Here is a 14,782-nt window from a genome sequence, read left to right on the forward strand (position 1 = left end):
TATGAATATTAGTGGTTGGTTTTTGGTAAGAAATAGGCATACATATTTTTAAAACCAGTAACCATATTCAATTTGGGCGCTTCAAAATTTTTCAAAATAGTTTCCTGTTCTGTTTTGTCAGTTATCTTATTAGAATTTCTATACAACTCAAAAAGTGCTAACCGTTTGTTTTCGTAAGCATTAAATGATGCCACACCTAATATCTGCCCGCGTGTCACTTCCTGCCCGAGTGTTACATTAACATTGGCAAGGTTGGAATAGGCGGCAAAAAAATCGCCGTTTTTTATAATTACCAGTTTCGTACCCACAATATCCTTTACTGCTTTCACTTCTCCCGAAAAATGTGTCGCTACAAGAGAATCATTCACGTTGCTGTTGCCTGGTTTTAACTTTTGGATGCTGTTTAACAGATCCTTTTTTTGGATGTCATTATTGTTAGGAATGAACTCCTTTCCGTCTACCAATATTTTGGGTGCATTTGCGGCTTTTACTTTATTTATTCCTTCTACAGGAATAAATTCTTTTCCGTCTACCAATATCTTTGGCGTGCTAGTTACCTTAACGTTATTTGTAATTTCTGCAGGAACCGTGTTTATAGCTTGCGATACACCACCACCCATGTATTGCTTTCCGTTTATTAATGCCTTTTTTACAGGCTGGTTGTTTACCCACAAAGTACCGTCTGGTTTTATTTCAACACCAGGAATTGTCCTTATCATTTGCTTCAATGATTTGATAGAATCGGTATCCTTTTGCTCCGGTACAGTTGCTCCGCCCACTTTTTTTGTATCCTCTGTAGTATTATTATTGCTGCCCATTGATTGAAATATCGCGTTTGAAGGAGAATTAGTGCGGTATGATGAGAAAAGAGAGGATTTTTTATACTTATACATAGCGCCTGCAGTAAACCCAACAGCAGTTCGGCCACTATAATCGCTACTACCTCCTGTTATTAGAACGGGTTTACCCTTCATTGTTTTATTAATTCCTTTGTTATCCGGTGCAATGGCACCTGTTCTTTCCGCTGCATTGGTTGTTTTTAAACCGGCACCTGTCTCGAAAACAAAAACTATTTCGTAACCGTCTAATTTAAAGCCACGTGCAGCAAGTTCTTTTGTTCCCATATAAACGCCGCCGCCGCCCCCATAACTTGCTTTATCAACCGGAAAAAGGCGCTTAAAATCCTTTTCGCTATATACCTTGTTGTTTATTATAAAAGCAATCCTGCCATTAGTAGAAACATCGGCATTAATAACAGTACCTGATTTGCGATTTATTGTAGCAAGATCATATTTACTACCATCCTCTTTTGTTAAGGTTGTGCGCGAAAAAAATTTCTCTTTTGCAACGTTTGCCTTTATAATATTCTGCATCTCATTGTCTGTTAAATAATTTATCTCTCCATCGCGGGTATCAATAATTACGGCACCATCTTTTGCTTTGTCGCCATATTTTGTAGTGCCATTATTGGGCGGATAAATACTTGTGCCTTTAACACCCCGCATACTTATTTTATACAATATATTCTTGTCGTACTCCGTACCATTAATTAAAACTAATGGTTTGGTTCCTAAACTTTCAATACCATTTATAGCACTTATTTTCCCTGTATCTGCTTTTACCAATTCATAAAACTTGTTAAACCATTCAGGGTTTTTAATACCATAATCTTTTATATCTGTAGAGATAGCAACCCAATCTTTTATGTTGTAGGTTTTGTCGCCTGTTTTTACCTCGTGTATAAAGCGTAGCGTAACATGGTCACCTTCTTTAATTATATCAAGGTTTGGCGCATCGGATTTAAAGCTTAAATTAAATTTGTAACCGTTAACTCTTTCAAAAACAGCGGTTTTCCATTTGCCATCGGAGTACTTTGTAATGTTAGTTATCTGTCCGTCGGCAAAACGCACTTTGTTGGCTTCATACAAAAAAGGATATTGGGGTATTTTTTCAGCTTCAACTAACCGGAATATTTCTTTTCCTCCTTTGATAACGTAAGCGGGCGTTATGGTAACGGGCCTATCCGGACTTACCCCTGCACCAAAAATTTTCATATTAACTTCATCGCCTTTATTTAATTGGCTGTTAAGTTGCTTTTCCTGTCCGTACCAACTGAGTAACAAAAACTCATTACCACTGCTTTTCTCCCTCACCATTTTGCCTCTAAACATTCCTTCCTTGCTATTATAATCACCCAAAATGTCCACGGTTATTACTTTTGATCGGATAGATTCAGATAAAGCCATTTTCCGCTTCCCTTCCGGCGACTCAAAGTAAGCTTGCATTTTCTTAAATCCTTCGTCCTGCGCTTTTCTCTGGGCGGGCGTAAGTTTTGATTTCTGCCGGTACTTTACCTTTACTGTAGTATCGGCAACGACAGATGCGGGTGATCTTTTGATCTTAATTGAACCCTCATTTTTTAGCTTGGCAAAGGCCAGGCAGCTTATTAATACCACAGGTAAAACAAGCAGGTAGATAACTTTTTTCATGCGATTGGTAGGTTTAGTAAATAACATAGTAATGCGTTTCTTGAGCGGCACCATACTAAAGTTGTGGTAAAGTGTGCCTTGTTTTGCCACTGATAAATGAAACAACAGCTCGGCATATTTATTTCTGTCGGTTGAGCTGCTCACAGCGCGGTCCACCTCAAACTCATGGTTCTCTTCAATGGCCCTGGCATACAGGTAAACAAATGGGTTAAACCACAAAAACACCTGCGCTATTTTAACCAACATCCTGTCAACAGAATGGTAGCGTTTAACATGCAACATTTCGTGTGCTATAATTTGCTCCAGTTCATCAGCGCTCAGTTCATCATCATTTAAAAAAATATAATTAAAGAATGATCCGTTGCGTAGCTCTTCATCTCCTTTTACAATAAGTATCCCGCCAATTTTTGTCCTCTTCGTGTTTTTAATCCGTGTAAAAAATTTCACCACTATCAACAACAGTCTTATTAACAATCCCGTTACCGCCACCATGTATATCAATCTCACCAATGCCATCCAATTAATTTGTACTTGTGCAGGCGCCTCGTTTGTAACTAAAACCGGCTGCGGTGTTTGCATTTGATTGATATATACCACCTGCTTTATAACCTGCGGATAGGCATCCTGATGCTGCACCGTTATGGTAAGCAACGGTATAATAAAGCTAATGGCCAGCGTGATAATTAGATACCACCGGTTGATGGTAAAAAAAGTATACCGGTTAAGCAGCAGGTAATAAAACAGGTAAAATATACCCATGCATGCACTCACTTGAAAAAGATAAACTACGGCGTTCATAACCTTATTTGTTTTTGTTGATGATATCTTTAATTTTCTCCATATCCTCCTTACTCAACTGCTCTTCTTTTACCATAAATGACACCAGGCTCTCTACAGAATTATCAAAGTAACCTGATATCATTTTCTTAAAAAATGCCTTACGATATTCTGCCTTGGTTATTGCCGGGAAATACTCGTAGGTTTTGCCGTATGCCTTATAATCTAAATAACCTTTCTTTTCTAAAAGCCGCACTACCGATGAAATGGTGTTATAAGGCGGTTTAGGATCGTCTGGCAGTGCATCTATAATATCCTTAACAAAGCAGCGTTTTAGCTTCCATATTATCTGCATCACGCGCTCTTCTGTTTTAGTTAACTCTTCCATAAATCAAACTTAAAACTTATTTTTCAGTTATGCAACTATTTAATAAGTTATATAACGCTTTTTTAAGTTTTTATTATTTTACATTGTTTTGTGGTGAAAGACATCTTTTTGACAGCCAAATGGTCAATTTTTAATTAGTTTTGTCTATTATTATGTAATAATGTCTATGGATAGCCTGATTATTATTAAAATTGGCGGAAATGTTATTGATAATTCCGAAAATCTTTACCATTTTCTTAAAGATTTTAAGGATTTACCGGGATATAAGATATTAGTACATGGCGGCGGTAAAATAGCCACGCAGGTATCAGACAGCCTGGGGATAGAATCGCGATTGGTTGATGGCAGAAGGGTAACCGATGTGGAAACCCTACGGGTAGTAACTATGGTTTACGGCGGTTTGGTTAATAAAAATATAGTTGCCCAGCTGCAGCGGTTTGGCAGCAACGCCATAGGTTTAACGGGCGCCGACGGCAATTTGATAAAAGCAAAAAAACGCCCTGTAAAAACCATTGATTATGGCTTTGTAGGCGATATTTACGATGGGTCTGTAAACACCGGTGGAATAAACAACCTGTTAAAAGCGGGCTTTATCCCTGTTTTTTGCGCTTTAACGCACGATGGCGATGGGCAACTGCTAAATACCAATGCTGATACTATAGCGTCTGCCTTGGCCGTGGCTATGGCCGGTGTGTTTAATACCACACTGATATATTGTTTTGAAAAGAAGGGAGTGCTGATGGATATAGATGACGAAGAATCAGTTATAAGGGAAATAGACCCTGTACGTTACGAAGAATTAAAAATACAGCAGATCATACATAGTGGCATGCTACCTAAACTTGATAATGCATTTACGGCAATAGCCTGCGGTGTTAAAGCGGTGGTAATAGGCCGGTCAGACGATCTGGGAAACATAACACAGAATAAACCTTTTGGTACACGTTTAAGTAAAAACACATGAGTTCGCAACAACATGTTGCCATTTTGGGCAGCGGAAATATTGGTTTATCATTAGCAAAGGGCCTTGTAAAGTCGGGCTTATGGGAGCCGCAGGAAATAACGCTTACGCGCAGAAATTTAGATGCGCTGACCGAGTATACAACGCTGGGTTATCAAGTCACATCAAATAACATGAAAGCCGCTAAACGTGCTGATATTGTTATTTTAGCGGTATTACCGCAGCAGCTAAATAAACTGCTTGATGAAATAAAGCCGGCCATTAAATCAGAAAAGCAACTGCTTGTATCGGTTATATCAGGCGTAAGCTGTGAGGATATCCGCTCCTATCTGGAAATGAACGTTCAGGTGGTAAGGGCCATGCCAAACACCGCGATAGCTATTGGCGACTCCATGACCTGCATTGCAACTGATACAGGCAGTACAAAGAATGTTAACCTGGTAAAATCCTTGTTTGACACAGTGGGTGTAAGCTTGCAAATAAATGAAGAGCTAATGACGTCTGCCACCGCGTTGTGTGCTTGCGGTATAGCTTTCTTTTTACGCTCAGTGCGCGCTGCTTCACAAGGTGGTACAGAAATTGGTTTCCATGCCCATGATGCGCTTAAAATGGCGGCTCAAACGGCTAAGGGTGCAGCTAACCTGTTATTACAGCTATCATCGCACCCAGAGCAGGAAATAGATAAAGTAACATCACCTAAAGGTTGTACCATTGCCGGCCTTAACGAAATGGAACACAATGGCTTCAGCTCGGCGATGATAAAAGGGATAAAGCTTTCTGCAGAAAAAGCCGGTGACTTATATAAAAGCGATGATTAATTATCGGGCTTTTTATAATAGGATGATACTTTACTAAAAAAAGTATCGGGCACAAAAGGTTTGGTTAAATAGTCGTTCATACCGCAAGCAATTGCTTTATCATAAGTTTCGGGCATTGCATCGGCTGTGAGGGCTATTATCGGTACTTGGGTATTAAACTCTCTTATTTTTTGGGTGGCTTCAAAGCCATTCATTAATGGCATTTGCAGGTCCATTATGATAAGATCATAGCGCTTTTGTGCAACTATTTTAACGGCCTCTTTGCCATTAATTGCTTCGTCTACATTTACATGCCATCTTTTCAAAAACTTTGAGGCGATGAGCAGGTTCATTTTATTGTCATCAACAACAAGCACCTCCATTCCGGCAATATTTTGTATGGTATTGGTTTCAATAGTTTCTTCCTGCTGTGGCAATGAAGCCGCGGGTAAGGCGAATGTTATTACAAAAATAAATTGCGACCCTTTTCCGGGTTCGCTTATTACAGAAATATCACTTTTGTGAAGATTGACCAGCCGCTTGGTAATGGCCAGGCCCAGGCCTGTACCCATATTAGCCGGCTGGTTAACAACAGGATCCTGAACAAATGGGTCAAATATCGCCGCCTGGTTTTCAGGAGATATACCTACCCCTGTATCCGCAACCAAAAATTTAATTGTTATATCTGTGTCGCTGGCGCCTAATAGTTGTAACTGCAGAGTGACTTTACCTTTTTCGGTAAATTTTACAGCATTACTTATCAGGTTATTTAATATCTGGCTCAACCGCACCTGGTCGCCAATTAAATATTCCGGAATTTCACTGTCAACCGATAGTTCAAGTTGTAGATTCTTCTCGGCAGCCCTTGTGCTGAAAGCCAGCTTAGTTTTTTGGGCCAATTGGCGCAGATCAAACCTGAGCTGATTAAGTTCAAGTTTACCTGCTTCAATTTTATTATAATCTAAAATATCGTTGATGATAGCCAGCAGATTTTCGCCCGAAAATTTCAGGATGTTAAGGTATTCTAACTGCTCGGGGTTAGGGTTATCGCTTAATAATAAGTTAGTAGTACCTATCACGGCATTCATTGGCGTGCGAATCTCATGGCTCATGGTAGACAAAAATTCCGACTTAAACTTTGACGATCGCTCGGCTATTTCCTTAGCTGTTATAAGTTCTTGTGTAGCCCGCTGCTGTTCTGTTATATCCTCGCCAATGCCGGTAATCTCATCAATGTCGCCATTTTCATCGCGTGTCATGGTGTTCTGCCAGCTCATAACCCGCTCGCTGCCATCCTTACATATAATTGAATTAGTATACTGACTGGGCAAAGCGCCACCCAATATCATACCGTTTAAATGCTGTCGTATGTCGGCCGGGACAAAATGTTCAAACCAATTCATTCGCAGCAGATCAGTTTGTTTATATCCAAGCAAATCAGCCAGGTAGTGATTACAAAAAATGACCTCGCCATATCGGTTAACTGTTATGGCAGCCAGCTTTACTGTTTCTAAAACGTCTTTGTATTTATTCTCAGTCCTTTCATAATCAAGCTCTGCCTGCTTTTGGCTGGTTATGTCCTGTAATGTTCCAATAATTTTATACAGTTCCCCTTTTTCGTTACGCAATATTTTGCCAACAATTATACTTATGTACTTTACCTTTTTTTGTGGTGCAACTATCCTGAAAACACATGTATGCCCTGAAACGGTGTTTCCATTTTTACATAGATCACGAATAATAGTTCTATCGTTATGGTGAGCATTTCTTAATAAAAGCTTAAATGGCGCCATTTGGATAAGTTGTTGCGGATGGACCCCAAAAATATTAAGCAATTCGTCAGAGTAGGTTAATTTGTTTGTTGATGGGCGCCAACTCCAGTTGCCAATTTTAGCTATGGTTTGAGCTTCTATTAACTCCGCCCGGCCCCGCTTGATAATTTTTTCAGATAGTTTTATGTCTGTTACATCTTGTATTATGCCGAATATTCTTTGTAAGCCGCCTGTATCATTAAATATTTTATCGCCAATAATTATTTTAATATACTTAGTGACACCGGCCGGTGTCACTAAGCGATGCTCATGCTGTTTTACATTTGTTAGATGAATTGTGGTTAGAAAATTATGACATGCTTCATAATCATCAGGATAAACCAGACTCATATAATATTCAAGTACCTCAATTCCTCCCGGCACAGCTTTAGTATCCAGAATATTTAAAAGGCTATCTGATAACTGAACATCTTGTTTATCATCATCATATAGCCAGTTTCCAATCTTTGCAACGTGCTGCGCTTCTAACAACAACAGTTCTTTCTCCTTTAACGCGTTTTCATATCTTTTTTGTTCAGATATATCAGATACCGAAGCCGAAATGCGTTTTAGGTAATTACCCGCCTCGTCATAAACCGGGGTAACTTTTGCCAGCAACCAGGCACCGGTTCCGTGGTCTGATATATATTGCAGCGAGGTTGGCCGCCTGTGGGTTGTAACATAATCAAGCGCTTTGTTAAACTTAAGCGCCTTTTCCTGGCCAATTACTTCCTCTAATTTTTTACCCAGGCATATGCGCGGATCAACTACCCTATCAGTATGCTCATTAAACCATACATTAAGGCAAACTTTATCTTCGTTAAATTCAAATATTACGTCGTTAAGTGAGTTTAAAAGCGCGTTAAGATTATCACTGGTTTTAAGTTGGTTAGCTAATTTGCTGTTGCCTTTTTTAACGCGCCACCTCATCATTATTATAATGGCGGCACTAAGGCTAAAAACAACTATAAATGCAAGTAAAAGGTATAGGCTGAAACTCATTTAAACAGCTAAAACGTTTGCGCTAAATTATGCATTGAAGGTAGCAATTAATATCAAATTAACCATGGCATATCGTGGTGGTAATCAAGCATAAGAAATAACGTTTTCGGGACAGGTTTTTTACAATTGGCAGAGACGTTAGTGTCTTTTTTACGCTTTGATTTTATATATTTGTTGCTTATTTAATACTCTTTCTATGTCTGGCAAAGCACAACTACAACTTGGTGATAAAACATATGAACTCCCGATTATAGAGGGTTCGGAAGGTGAGAAGGCGATCGATATTTCTAAATTAAGGGATCTGAGCGGGTATGTAACCCTTGACATAGGTTACAAAAATACCGGTGCTACAAAAAGTGCAATTACCTTTTTAGACGGAGAGCTTGGAATACTTAAATACAGAGGTTATCCGATTGAGCAATTGGCAGAAAAATCAACTTTTATTGAAGTTGCCTATCTATTGATATATGGCAATTTGCCTACAGTTGAACAGTTAAAGGCGTTTCAACATGAGTTGACACACCACACCTTGCTGCACGAGGATATGAAGAAGTTTTTTGATGGTTTTCCGTCAAAATCTCATCCAATGGGTCAGCTATCGTCATTGGTTGGTGCGTTATCGGCTTTTTACCCAGAATCGCTTAAACCCAATCAAACACCGGCAGAGCAAAACCAAAGCATTATAAAAATGTTGGCTAAAATGGCTACTTTGGTATCGTGGATCTACAAAAAAACATTAGGTCATCCGGTAATTTATCCGCAGAATAAATATGATTACGTTACCAATTTCCTAAACATGACCTTTGGTCAGCGTACCGAGGATGTTGTGATAGATCCGGTGGTTGTTAACGCCATGAATACGCTGCTTATCCTGCATGCAGATCATGAGCAAAACTGTTCTACCTCTACCGTGCGTATTGTAGGTTCGTCTGAGTCAAATATTTACGCTTCGGTTTCAGCAGGTATCTCGGCTTTGTGGGGTCCGTTGCATGGCGGTGCCAACCAGGCGGTTATTGAAATGTTGGAGCAGATTAAAGAAGACGGTGGTGATACCGATAAATGGATAGCGAAAGCAAAAGACAAGAACGATCCTTTCCGTTTGATGGGTTTTGGTCACCGCGTTTATAAAAACTTTGATCCACGCGCCAAGATCATTAAAAAGGCATGCGACGAAATATTGGAGAAATTAGGTATTAATGACGAGGTGTTGGAAATTGCTAAACGCCTTGAAGAAGTAGCTTTGAAGGATCCTTACTTTGTTGAGCGTAAACTGTATCCAAACGTTGACTTTTACTCAGGTATTATTTACCGCGCTTTAGGTTTCCCAACTGATATGTTCACGGTATTATTCGCCCTTGGTCGTTTACCTGGATGGATTGCTCAATGGAAAGAGATGAAAGAGAACAAGGAGCCTATCGGTCGCCCACGCCAGATCTATACCGGCGCTGTTAACCTTGATTATGTGGAGTTGGAAAAAAGATAGGCTGTAAGTATTAAATTATATTTGAAGACCTGTATTTGTTATACGGGTCTTTTTTGTTAAAACACGACAATATTTATGTTTGACGAACTAAATAAATACAAAACGAATGGCCACTTTTTCTTTAGAGCCACTGACGCTATTGAACAAGTATGTAATATGCCAGAATCCGGCCACGGGGTATGTATTATTTACGAACTAAAACATGGCAGAGTTGATATGGTATATATTGGCGGCTCTGGCAGCCCAAATAAATTGGAATATAATAGTATAAAGAATTTTATTTTAAAAGGAAGGTCCTTCAGCACTCCCCGCTCTAAAGAATGGGCAGTTAAAATGCTTGCTGAAAATATAGATGCGCTTGATGTTTATTGGTGGATAACGGATGATAAAATGAACAATGATGATCCTCTTGAAATTGAATTGGATATACTTGATCTATACATTGATCTCCATGGCGATTTACCAAGATGGAATACACCACCATCAAAAAAGAGTAAATAATACCACCAGATTTAAATATCGCGTTTTCTAATTAAGGGTATGCTTTACTTTCCTAAAAATTCGTTAATGATCTGAAACTCCTTCTCCGGCTCTTCAACCTGCGGGTTATGGCCCGATTTTTCAAACATCACAAACTGCGCCTGCGGGCAATATTCCTTGTACTTAACTGCCATCCATGGCACGGCCACTCTATCATAACGGCCGGTTACAATAAGTATAGGCATTTTCAGATCCTTTAATTGTTTGCGAAAGTCAAATGTACCGATGTCATTTCCAACAATAAAATCACCGTCTTTACCCACCATTTGGTAATATAACTTGCTATTAAACGAGTTTGGATACGCTTTACCGCCGCGGGCAGCAAATTTATCGGGGTTATAGGCATACATAAATCCGTAGGGTACGCGTCCGTAAATGTCCTGATGCTCCTTGTCGCTTGATACAGCTCCCTTTTCGCGAATCTTCATCAACGCATCCCAAACCTCGGGATAACCCGTTCTAATCTCGTGGTTGGAGTTATCATCGTTCTCCTGCCACATAATAAAGCTATGAAAAGTATCAGCCAAAATTAAATGACTTACATTTTGCGGGTATTTAATAGCATAGCCCTGCGCCACAACCCCACCGTACGAGTGCCCAAGCACAGCGATCTTATCCAGCTTCAGCGCTTTACGCAAGCCCTCAATATCTTCTACATCGCGGGCAATGGTATATTCCGTTACTATTTTAGCTGTATCAGATTTACCTCTGCCAAAAGCATCAAAATATATTAATTGATGATGTTTTTGGGCCAGTGGATCAAAACTCCGTAAACCAGTGTGCGCGCCACCGGGCCCGCCCGAAATGAAAATAACAGGATCGCCCTCGCCTACTGTAACTACCCAAAGTTTAGCGCCGTTAACATTGATGTATTTTCCGTCGGTCCAGCTATCTACCTGTTTAACCTGCGCCAGCATTGTGTTGCTCAATATAATGGCTAATAAAAACAGTATCGGTTTTTTCATGTTCTTTATTTTAACTGCAATATAAACTATTGCGCATTTTAAATTTATACATCAACCCTTTATTACCAGCAAATAACTAAGTTTATTGCAAATGCCATACATGGATCACCACAGCAACCCAAAACCCCGTGTAGTTATTATTGGAGCAGGTTTTGCCGGTATACAACTCGCAAAACAACTAAAAAACGCACCGGTAGAAATACTGATGCTGGATAAGCATAATTATCATACATTTCAACCTTTATTATACCAGGTTGCCGTTGGGGCTTTACCGGCAGACTCTATCGCTTTCCCTATTCGCCGGATATTTACTTATCAAAACAATTTTAATTTTAACCTGGCTAATGTTAAGCAAATAAATGCCGAAAGCAATACAGTTACAACCAGTATAGGCGAGATCCATTATGACTACCTGGTGATAGCAACCGGATCAAACACTAATTTTTTGGGTAACGACCAGATAGCGCGTTTTGCGATGCCAATGAAAAATGTGCCCGAGGCTTTGAACATGCGCGTGCTGGTGCTGCAAAATCTGGAAAAAGCGTTAATTACCCGCGATGCGGTAGAGCGCGATGCGTTGATGACATTTGTAGTAGTTGGCGGCGGGCCTACAGGCGTGGAGTTATCAGGAGCACTGGCCGAAATGCGCCGCCTGATACTTAGCAAAGACTACAGGCACTTGAAGGAACAGCACATGAGCGTTTATTTGATTGAAAGCAAGGAACGATTACTGGCAGCAATGTCAGAAAAAGCATCCCGTGTGGCAAAAGAGTATTTGCAGGGCGACAAGGTAACGGTTTATAACGGCGTGCGTGTACAAAGTTACGATGGACTGGAGTTAACAATAAACAACGGCCAAATTATTAAAACCCATAACGTTTTTTGGGCGGCCGGAGTAAAGGGCGAGGTACCCGAGGGGTTGACCGGTGCTACCATTGTGCGGGGCACCCGCATACAAACTGATGAGATAAACCGTGTAGTTGGTTATCAAAATATTTTTGCGATAGGCGATGTATCAGCTGTTGTAAACGAAGAATTGCCAAATGGACATCCCGGCGTGGCCCCTGTTGCCATACAACAAGGCGCCTGGTTGGCTAAAAACCTGCAACACCTGCTTAGCGGCGAAGCTACACAAGCTTTCAAATATCAAGACAAAGGCACTTTAGCAACAGTTGGGCGCAACAAGGCTTTAGCAGATATTGGTAAACTACACCTTACCGGCTTTATTGCATGGGTTTTGTGGGGTTTTGTTCACATCATGTCATTGGCCGGGTTCTCAAACAAAGCCTCTGTATTTATGGAATGGGTTATAAATTACATGACCAAGAACAGCGATAACAGGCTTATCCTGCGGCCGTTCAATACACAAACACGTACGGTTGATCCCGAACACTAATCTGGATACATGGATCTTTTTATATTAATAACCTTTCTGGTTATTGTAAGTGCCTTTTATTCGTATATCAATGCCCGGTTTATCAAGCTACCGGGAACTATCGGGGTTGTTAGTATTGCCATAATCGGCTCCATTGTTACTATCGTTATTAACAACGTATATCCAAACTCGGTAAGGTACCTTACCATGCTGGCGCGAAATATAGATTTTTCAGAAACCGTGTTGGATATAATGTTAGGTTTCCTGCTGTTTTCGGGAGCGTTTACATTAAACACCAAACGATTAAAAAAAGAAATGCGCCCGGTTTTCATTTTAAGCACTGTTGGCGTAATATTGTCGTGCGGCATATTTGGATTGATATTTTACGGCATTACCCGTTTGTTTAATTTTGATATACCCTTGCTATATTGTTTTCTGTTTGGGGCACTCATCTCTCCCACTGACCCTGTAGCTGTAAGCGCCATTGTTAAAAGCTCAAAATTACCGGCTAAACTCGAAACTATCATCTCCGGCGAATCATTGTTCAACGATGGTATAGGCCTGGTACTGTTTATAACACTGCTGCAAATAACCAGAACCGGCACCAACAATATTGACTTTAGCGAAGCTGCCTTCCTGTTTATTAAATCTGTATTCGGTGGTATATTTCTGGGTTTGGGAATGGGCTTCATCGCTTTCAGGTTGATGAAGTCTATTAATGATTTTCAAACAATAGTGCTTGTGTCATTAGCCTTAGTTATGAGCATATCAGTTTCTGCCGCTTACCTTGAGTTTTCTATTCCATTGGCGGTTGTATCGGCAGGCTTGTTTGCCGGTACCCGATCAATTAACATCGATAGCAACGAACGTTCGCATCAGGCGCTCGAAAAATTTTGGGAACTGATAGACGAAATGCTGAATACAATTTTATTTGTGATGATAGGTTTGCAGATGCTTAATCTTCCTTTCTTAAATAAATACTGGCTTGCCGGTGGCATAGGCATCATAGTTATTTTAACCGCCCGTTGGCTAAGTATAATGCTGCCCTTAACATTTTTAAGGCGTACACTTGACGTAAGCTATAAAAACATCAACATACTCACCTGGGCCGGCTTACGTGGCGGTATATCAATAGCGCTGGCTCTGGCCTTACCTAACGGGCCGCATAAACACACCATATTGGCAGGTGCATATTTTATTGTTGTTTTTTCTGTGATTGTACAGGGATTAACGTTGAACAAGTTGATCAACGCATCTATAGAAAAAGAAGCGTAAAGAGTTTGAAATTACTTTAACTCCATTGATCTCATATAGGCTGCAATATCCCTACCTACGCTATCCCCACTTCCGCTTAACTCGTTGATAATGTTCTCGCGCTCTTTCTCGCTCCGGTTTTGACTCAGTTTTTTCTTGCCTTGTAATTCATCAACAACAATCTCAAAACCAACAATGCCTTTCATCATATTAAGCCTAAAATCATTAGGCAGAGCTTTCCATTGCTGTATATAAGCTGCTTCATAAAAATTAATGGTTTGCTCCAGCAATGCGGCTTTCATTTCAGGGCTTTCTATTAGCGTGGCGGCTCCGTAAGCATGCACGGCAATATAATTCCAGGTAGGAACATTTTTTTCATGCTCATAATGCTTTGGTGAGATATAAGCGTGAGGCTCGGTAAATACTACCAAAGCTTTACCATTCAATAATTCATCCGCCTGCGGGTTTGCTTTAGCGAGGTGCGAGATCAATATCACTTTGCCTTCCCGCTCCTCTACCACAAATGGCAAATGCGTTGCAGATGGCACACCGTTGCTAACAGTTACCAAGGTAGCAAAGCTATATCGTTGCATGAAGTTGATAGCCTCTTGCGGATCAGTTATTAAATTGACTTTGGGGGTGTACATTCTATTGCAGTAGCATTTGATCTTTACACGTTTGAGATATACTTACCCACTTAGTATCCGGTGTTAGTAAAAGTTTGCAGTGATATTCCGTTTCGATTACCCCAATAATATGCTGATACCAATTTAGATAAGACCACTCTCTTGGCTTGGGCGAATATAGAAACGAATTTTTTTCGTCCCAATGAACTTCTGTTGCTGACCGCCAAATTAAAGTAAACACTTCCCGTTCAGGATAAATACGTAGTCTACCCAAGTCGTCAATTTGAATTTCTTTAATATTGTCGACGTTCATA

12 protein-coding genes are annotated in these 14,782 nt (G+C 40.1%); 6 read left to right on the forward strand and 6 right to left on the reverse strand.

Going from position 1 to position 14,782, the window contains the following annotated elements:
• Positions 1-8 precede the first annotated feature (8 nt).
• Together ACVW2L_RS09040 and ACVW2L_RS09045 are read right to left on the reverse strand one after the other, a co-directional pair.
• Positions 9-3,287, reverse strand: coding sequence for a M56 family metallopeptidase (locus ACVW2L_RS09040; protein WP_457127640.1), 3,279 nt, complete (start codon positions 3,285-3,287; stop codon positions 9-11).
• A gap of 4 nt (positions 3,288-3,291) precedes the next feature.
• A complete protein-coding gene (locus ACVW2L_RS09045; protein WP_457127641.1) occupies positions 3,292-3,654 on the reverse strand; it encodes a BlaI/MecI/CopY family transcriptional regulator in 363 nt (120 codons plus the stop codon).
• A gap of 166 nt (positions 3,655-3,820) precedes the next feature.
• Here ACVW2L_RS09045 and argB point away from each other — a divergent pair, with 166 nt between their 5' ends.
• Together argB and proC are read left to right on the forward strand one after the other, a co-directional pair.
• A complete protein-coding gene (gene argB, locus ACVW2L_RS09050; protein ID WP_457127642.1) occupies positions 3,821-4,618 on the forward strand; it encodes an acetylglutamate kinase in 798 nt (265 codons plus the stop codon).
• Positions 4,615-5,433, forward strand: a complete 819-nt coding sequence (gene proC / locus ACVW2L_RS09055; protein WP_457127643.1) for a pyrroline-5-carboxylate reductase — start codon at positions 4,615-4,617, stop codon at positions 5,431-5,433. Before argB ends, proC begins: the two co-directional genes overlap by 4 nt.
• On the opposite strand, the gene ACVW2L_RS09060 is transcribed toward proC, so the two are convergent.
• Positions 5,430-8,225 carry a PAS domain S-box protein gene (locus ACVW2L_RS09060; protein WP_457127644.1) on the reverse strand — a complete coding sequence of 932 codons (2,796 nt, stop codon included), beginning with the start codon at positions 8,223-8,225 and terminating at the stop codon, positions 5,430-5,432. The genes proC and ACVW2L_RS09060 overlap by 4 nt on opposite strands.
• Before the next feature lie 196 nt (positions 8,226-8,421).
• Here ACVW2L_RS09060 and ACVW2L_RS09065 point away from each other — a divergent pair, with 196 nt between their 5' ends.
• Both ACVW2L_RS09065 and ACVW2L_RS09070 read left to right on the forward strand, forming a co-directional pair.
• Complete coding sequence (locus ACVW2L_RS09065; protein ID WP_457127645.1) at positions 8,422-9,708, forward strand: citrate synthase; 1,287 nt, start codon at positions 8,422-8,424, stop codon at positions 9,706-9,708.
• 75 nt (positions 9,709-9,783) lie between these two features.
• On the forward strand, positions 9,784-10,209 hold the full coding sequence (locus ACVW2L_RS09070) for a hypothetical protein (protein WP_457127646.1): 426 nt from the start codon (positions 9,784-9,786) through the stop codon (positions 10,207-10,209).
• A gap of 44 nt (positions 10,210-10,253) precedes the next feature.
• On the opposite strand, the gene ACVW2L_RS09075 is transcribed toward ACVW2L_RS09070, so the two are convergent.
• Entirely contained in the window at positions 10,254-11,213 is a 960-nt protein-coding gene (locus ACVW2L_RS09075; RefSeq protein WP_457127647.1) for an alpha/beta fold hydrolase, read from the reverse strand.
• A 91-nt stretch (positions 11,214-11,304) separates the two neighbouring features.
• On the opposite strand from ACVW2L_RS09075, the gene ACVW2L_RS09080 reads away from it, so the two are divergent.
• Both ACVW2L_RS09080 and ACVW2L_RS09085 read left to right on the forward strand, forming a co-directional pair.
• Entirely contained in the window at positions 11,305-12,609 is a 1,305-nt protein-coding gene (locus tag ACVW2L_RS09080) for an NAD(P)/FAD-dependent oxidoreductase (RefSeq protein ID WP_457127648.1), read from the forward strand.
• Between the two features lie 9 nt (positions 12,610-12,618).
• On the forward strand, positions 12,619-13,863 hold the full coding sequence (locus tag ACVW2L_RS09085; protein ID WP_457127649.1) for a cation:proton antiporter: 1,245 nt from the start codon (positions 12,619-12,621) through the stop codon (positions 13,861-13,863).
• A gap of 11 nt (positions 13,864-13,874) precedes the next feature.
• Here ACVW2L_RS09085 and ACVW2L_RS09090 read toward each other — a convergent pair whose 3' ends face one another.
• Both ACVW2L_RS09090 and ACVW2L_RS09095 read right to left on the reverse strand, forming a co-directional pair.
• The gene (locus ACVW2L_RS09090; RefSeq protein WP_457127650.1) at positions 13,875-14,489 is read right to left on the reverse strand and encodes an FMN-binding negative transcriptional regulator; all 615 of its coding nucleotides are present in this window, start codon (positions 14,487-14,489) and stop codon (positions 13,875-13,877) included.
• Between the two features lies 1 nt (position 14,490).
• A complete protein-coding gene (locus ACVW2L_RS09095) occupies positions 14,491-14,781 on the reverse strand; it encodes a hypothetical protein (protein WP_457127651.1) in 291 nt (96 codons plus the stop codon).
• Between the last annotated feature and the right edge of the window lies 1 nt (position 14,782).

Source organism: Mucilaginibacter sp. HD30 (genome assembly GCF_054061755.1).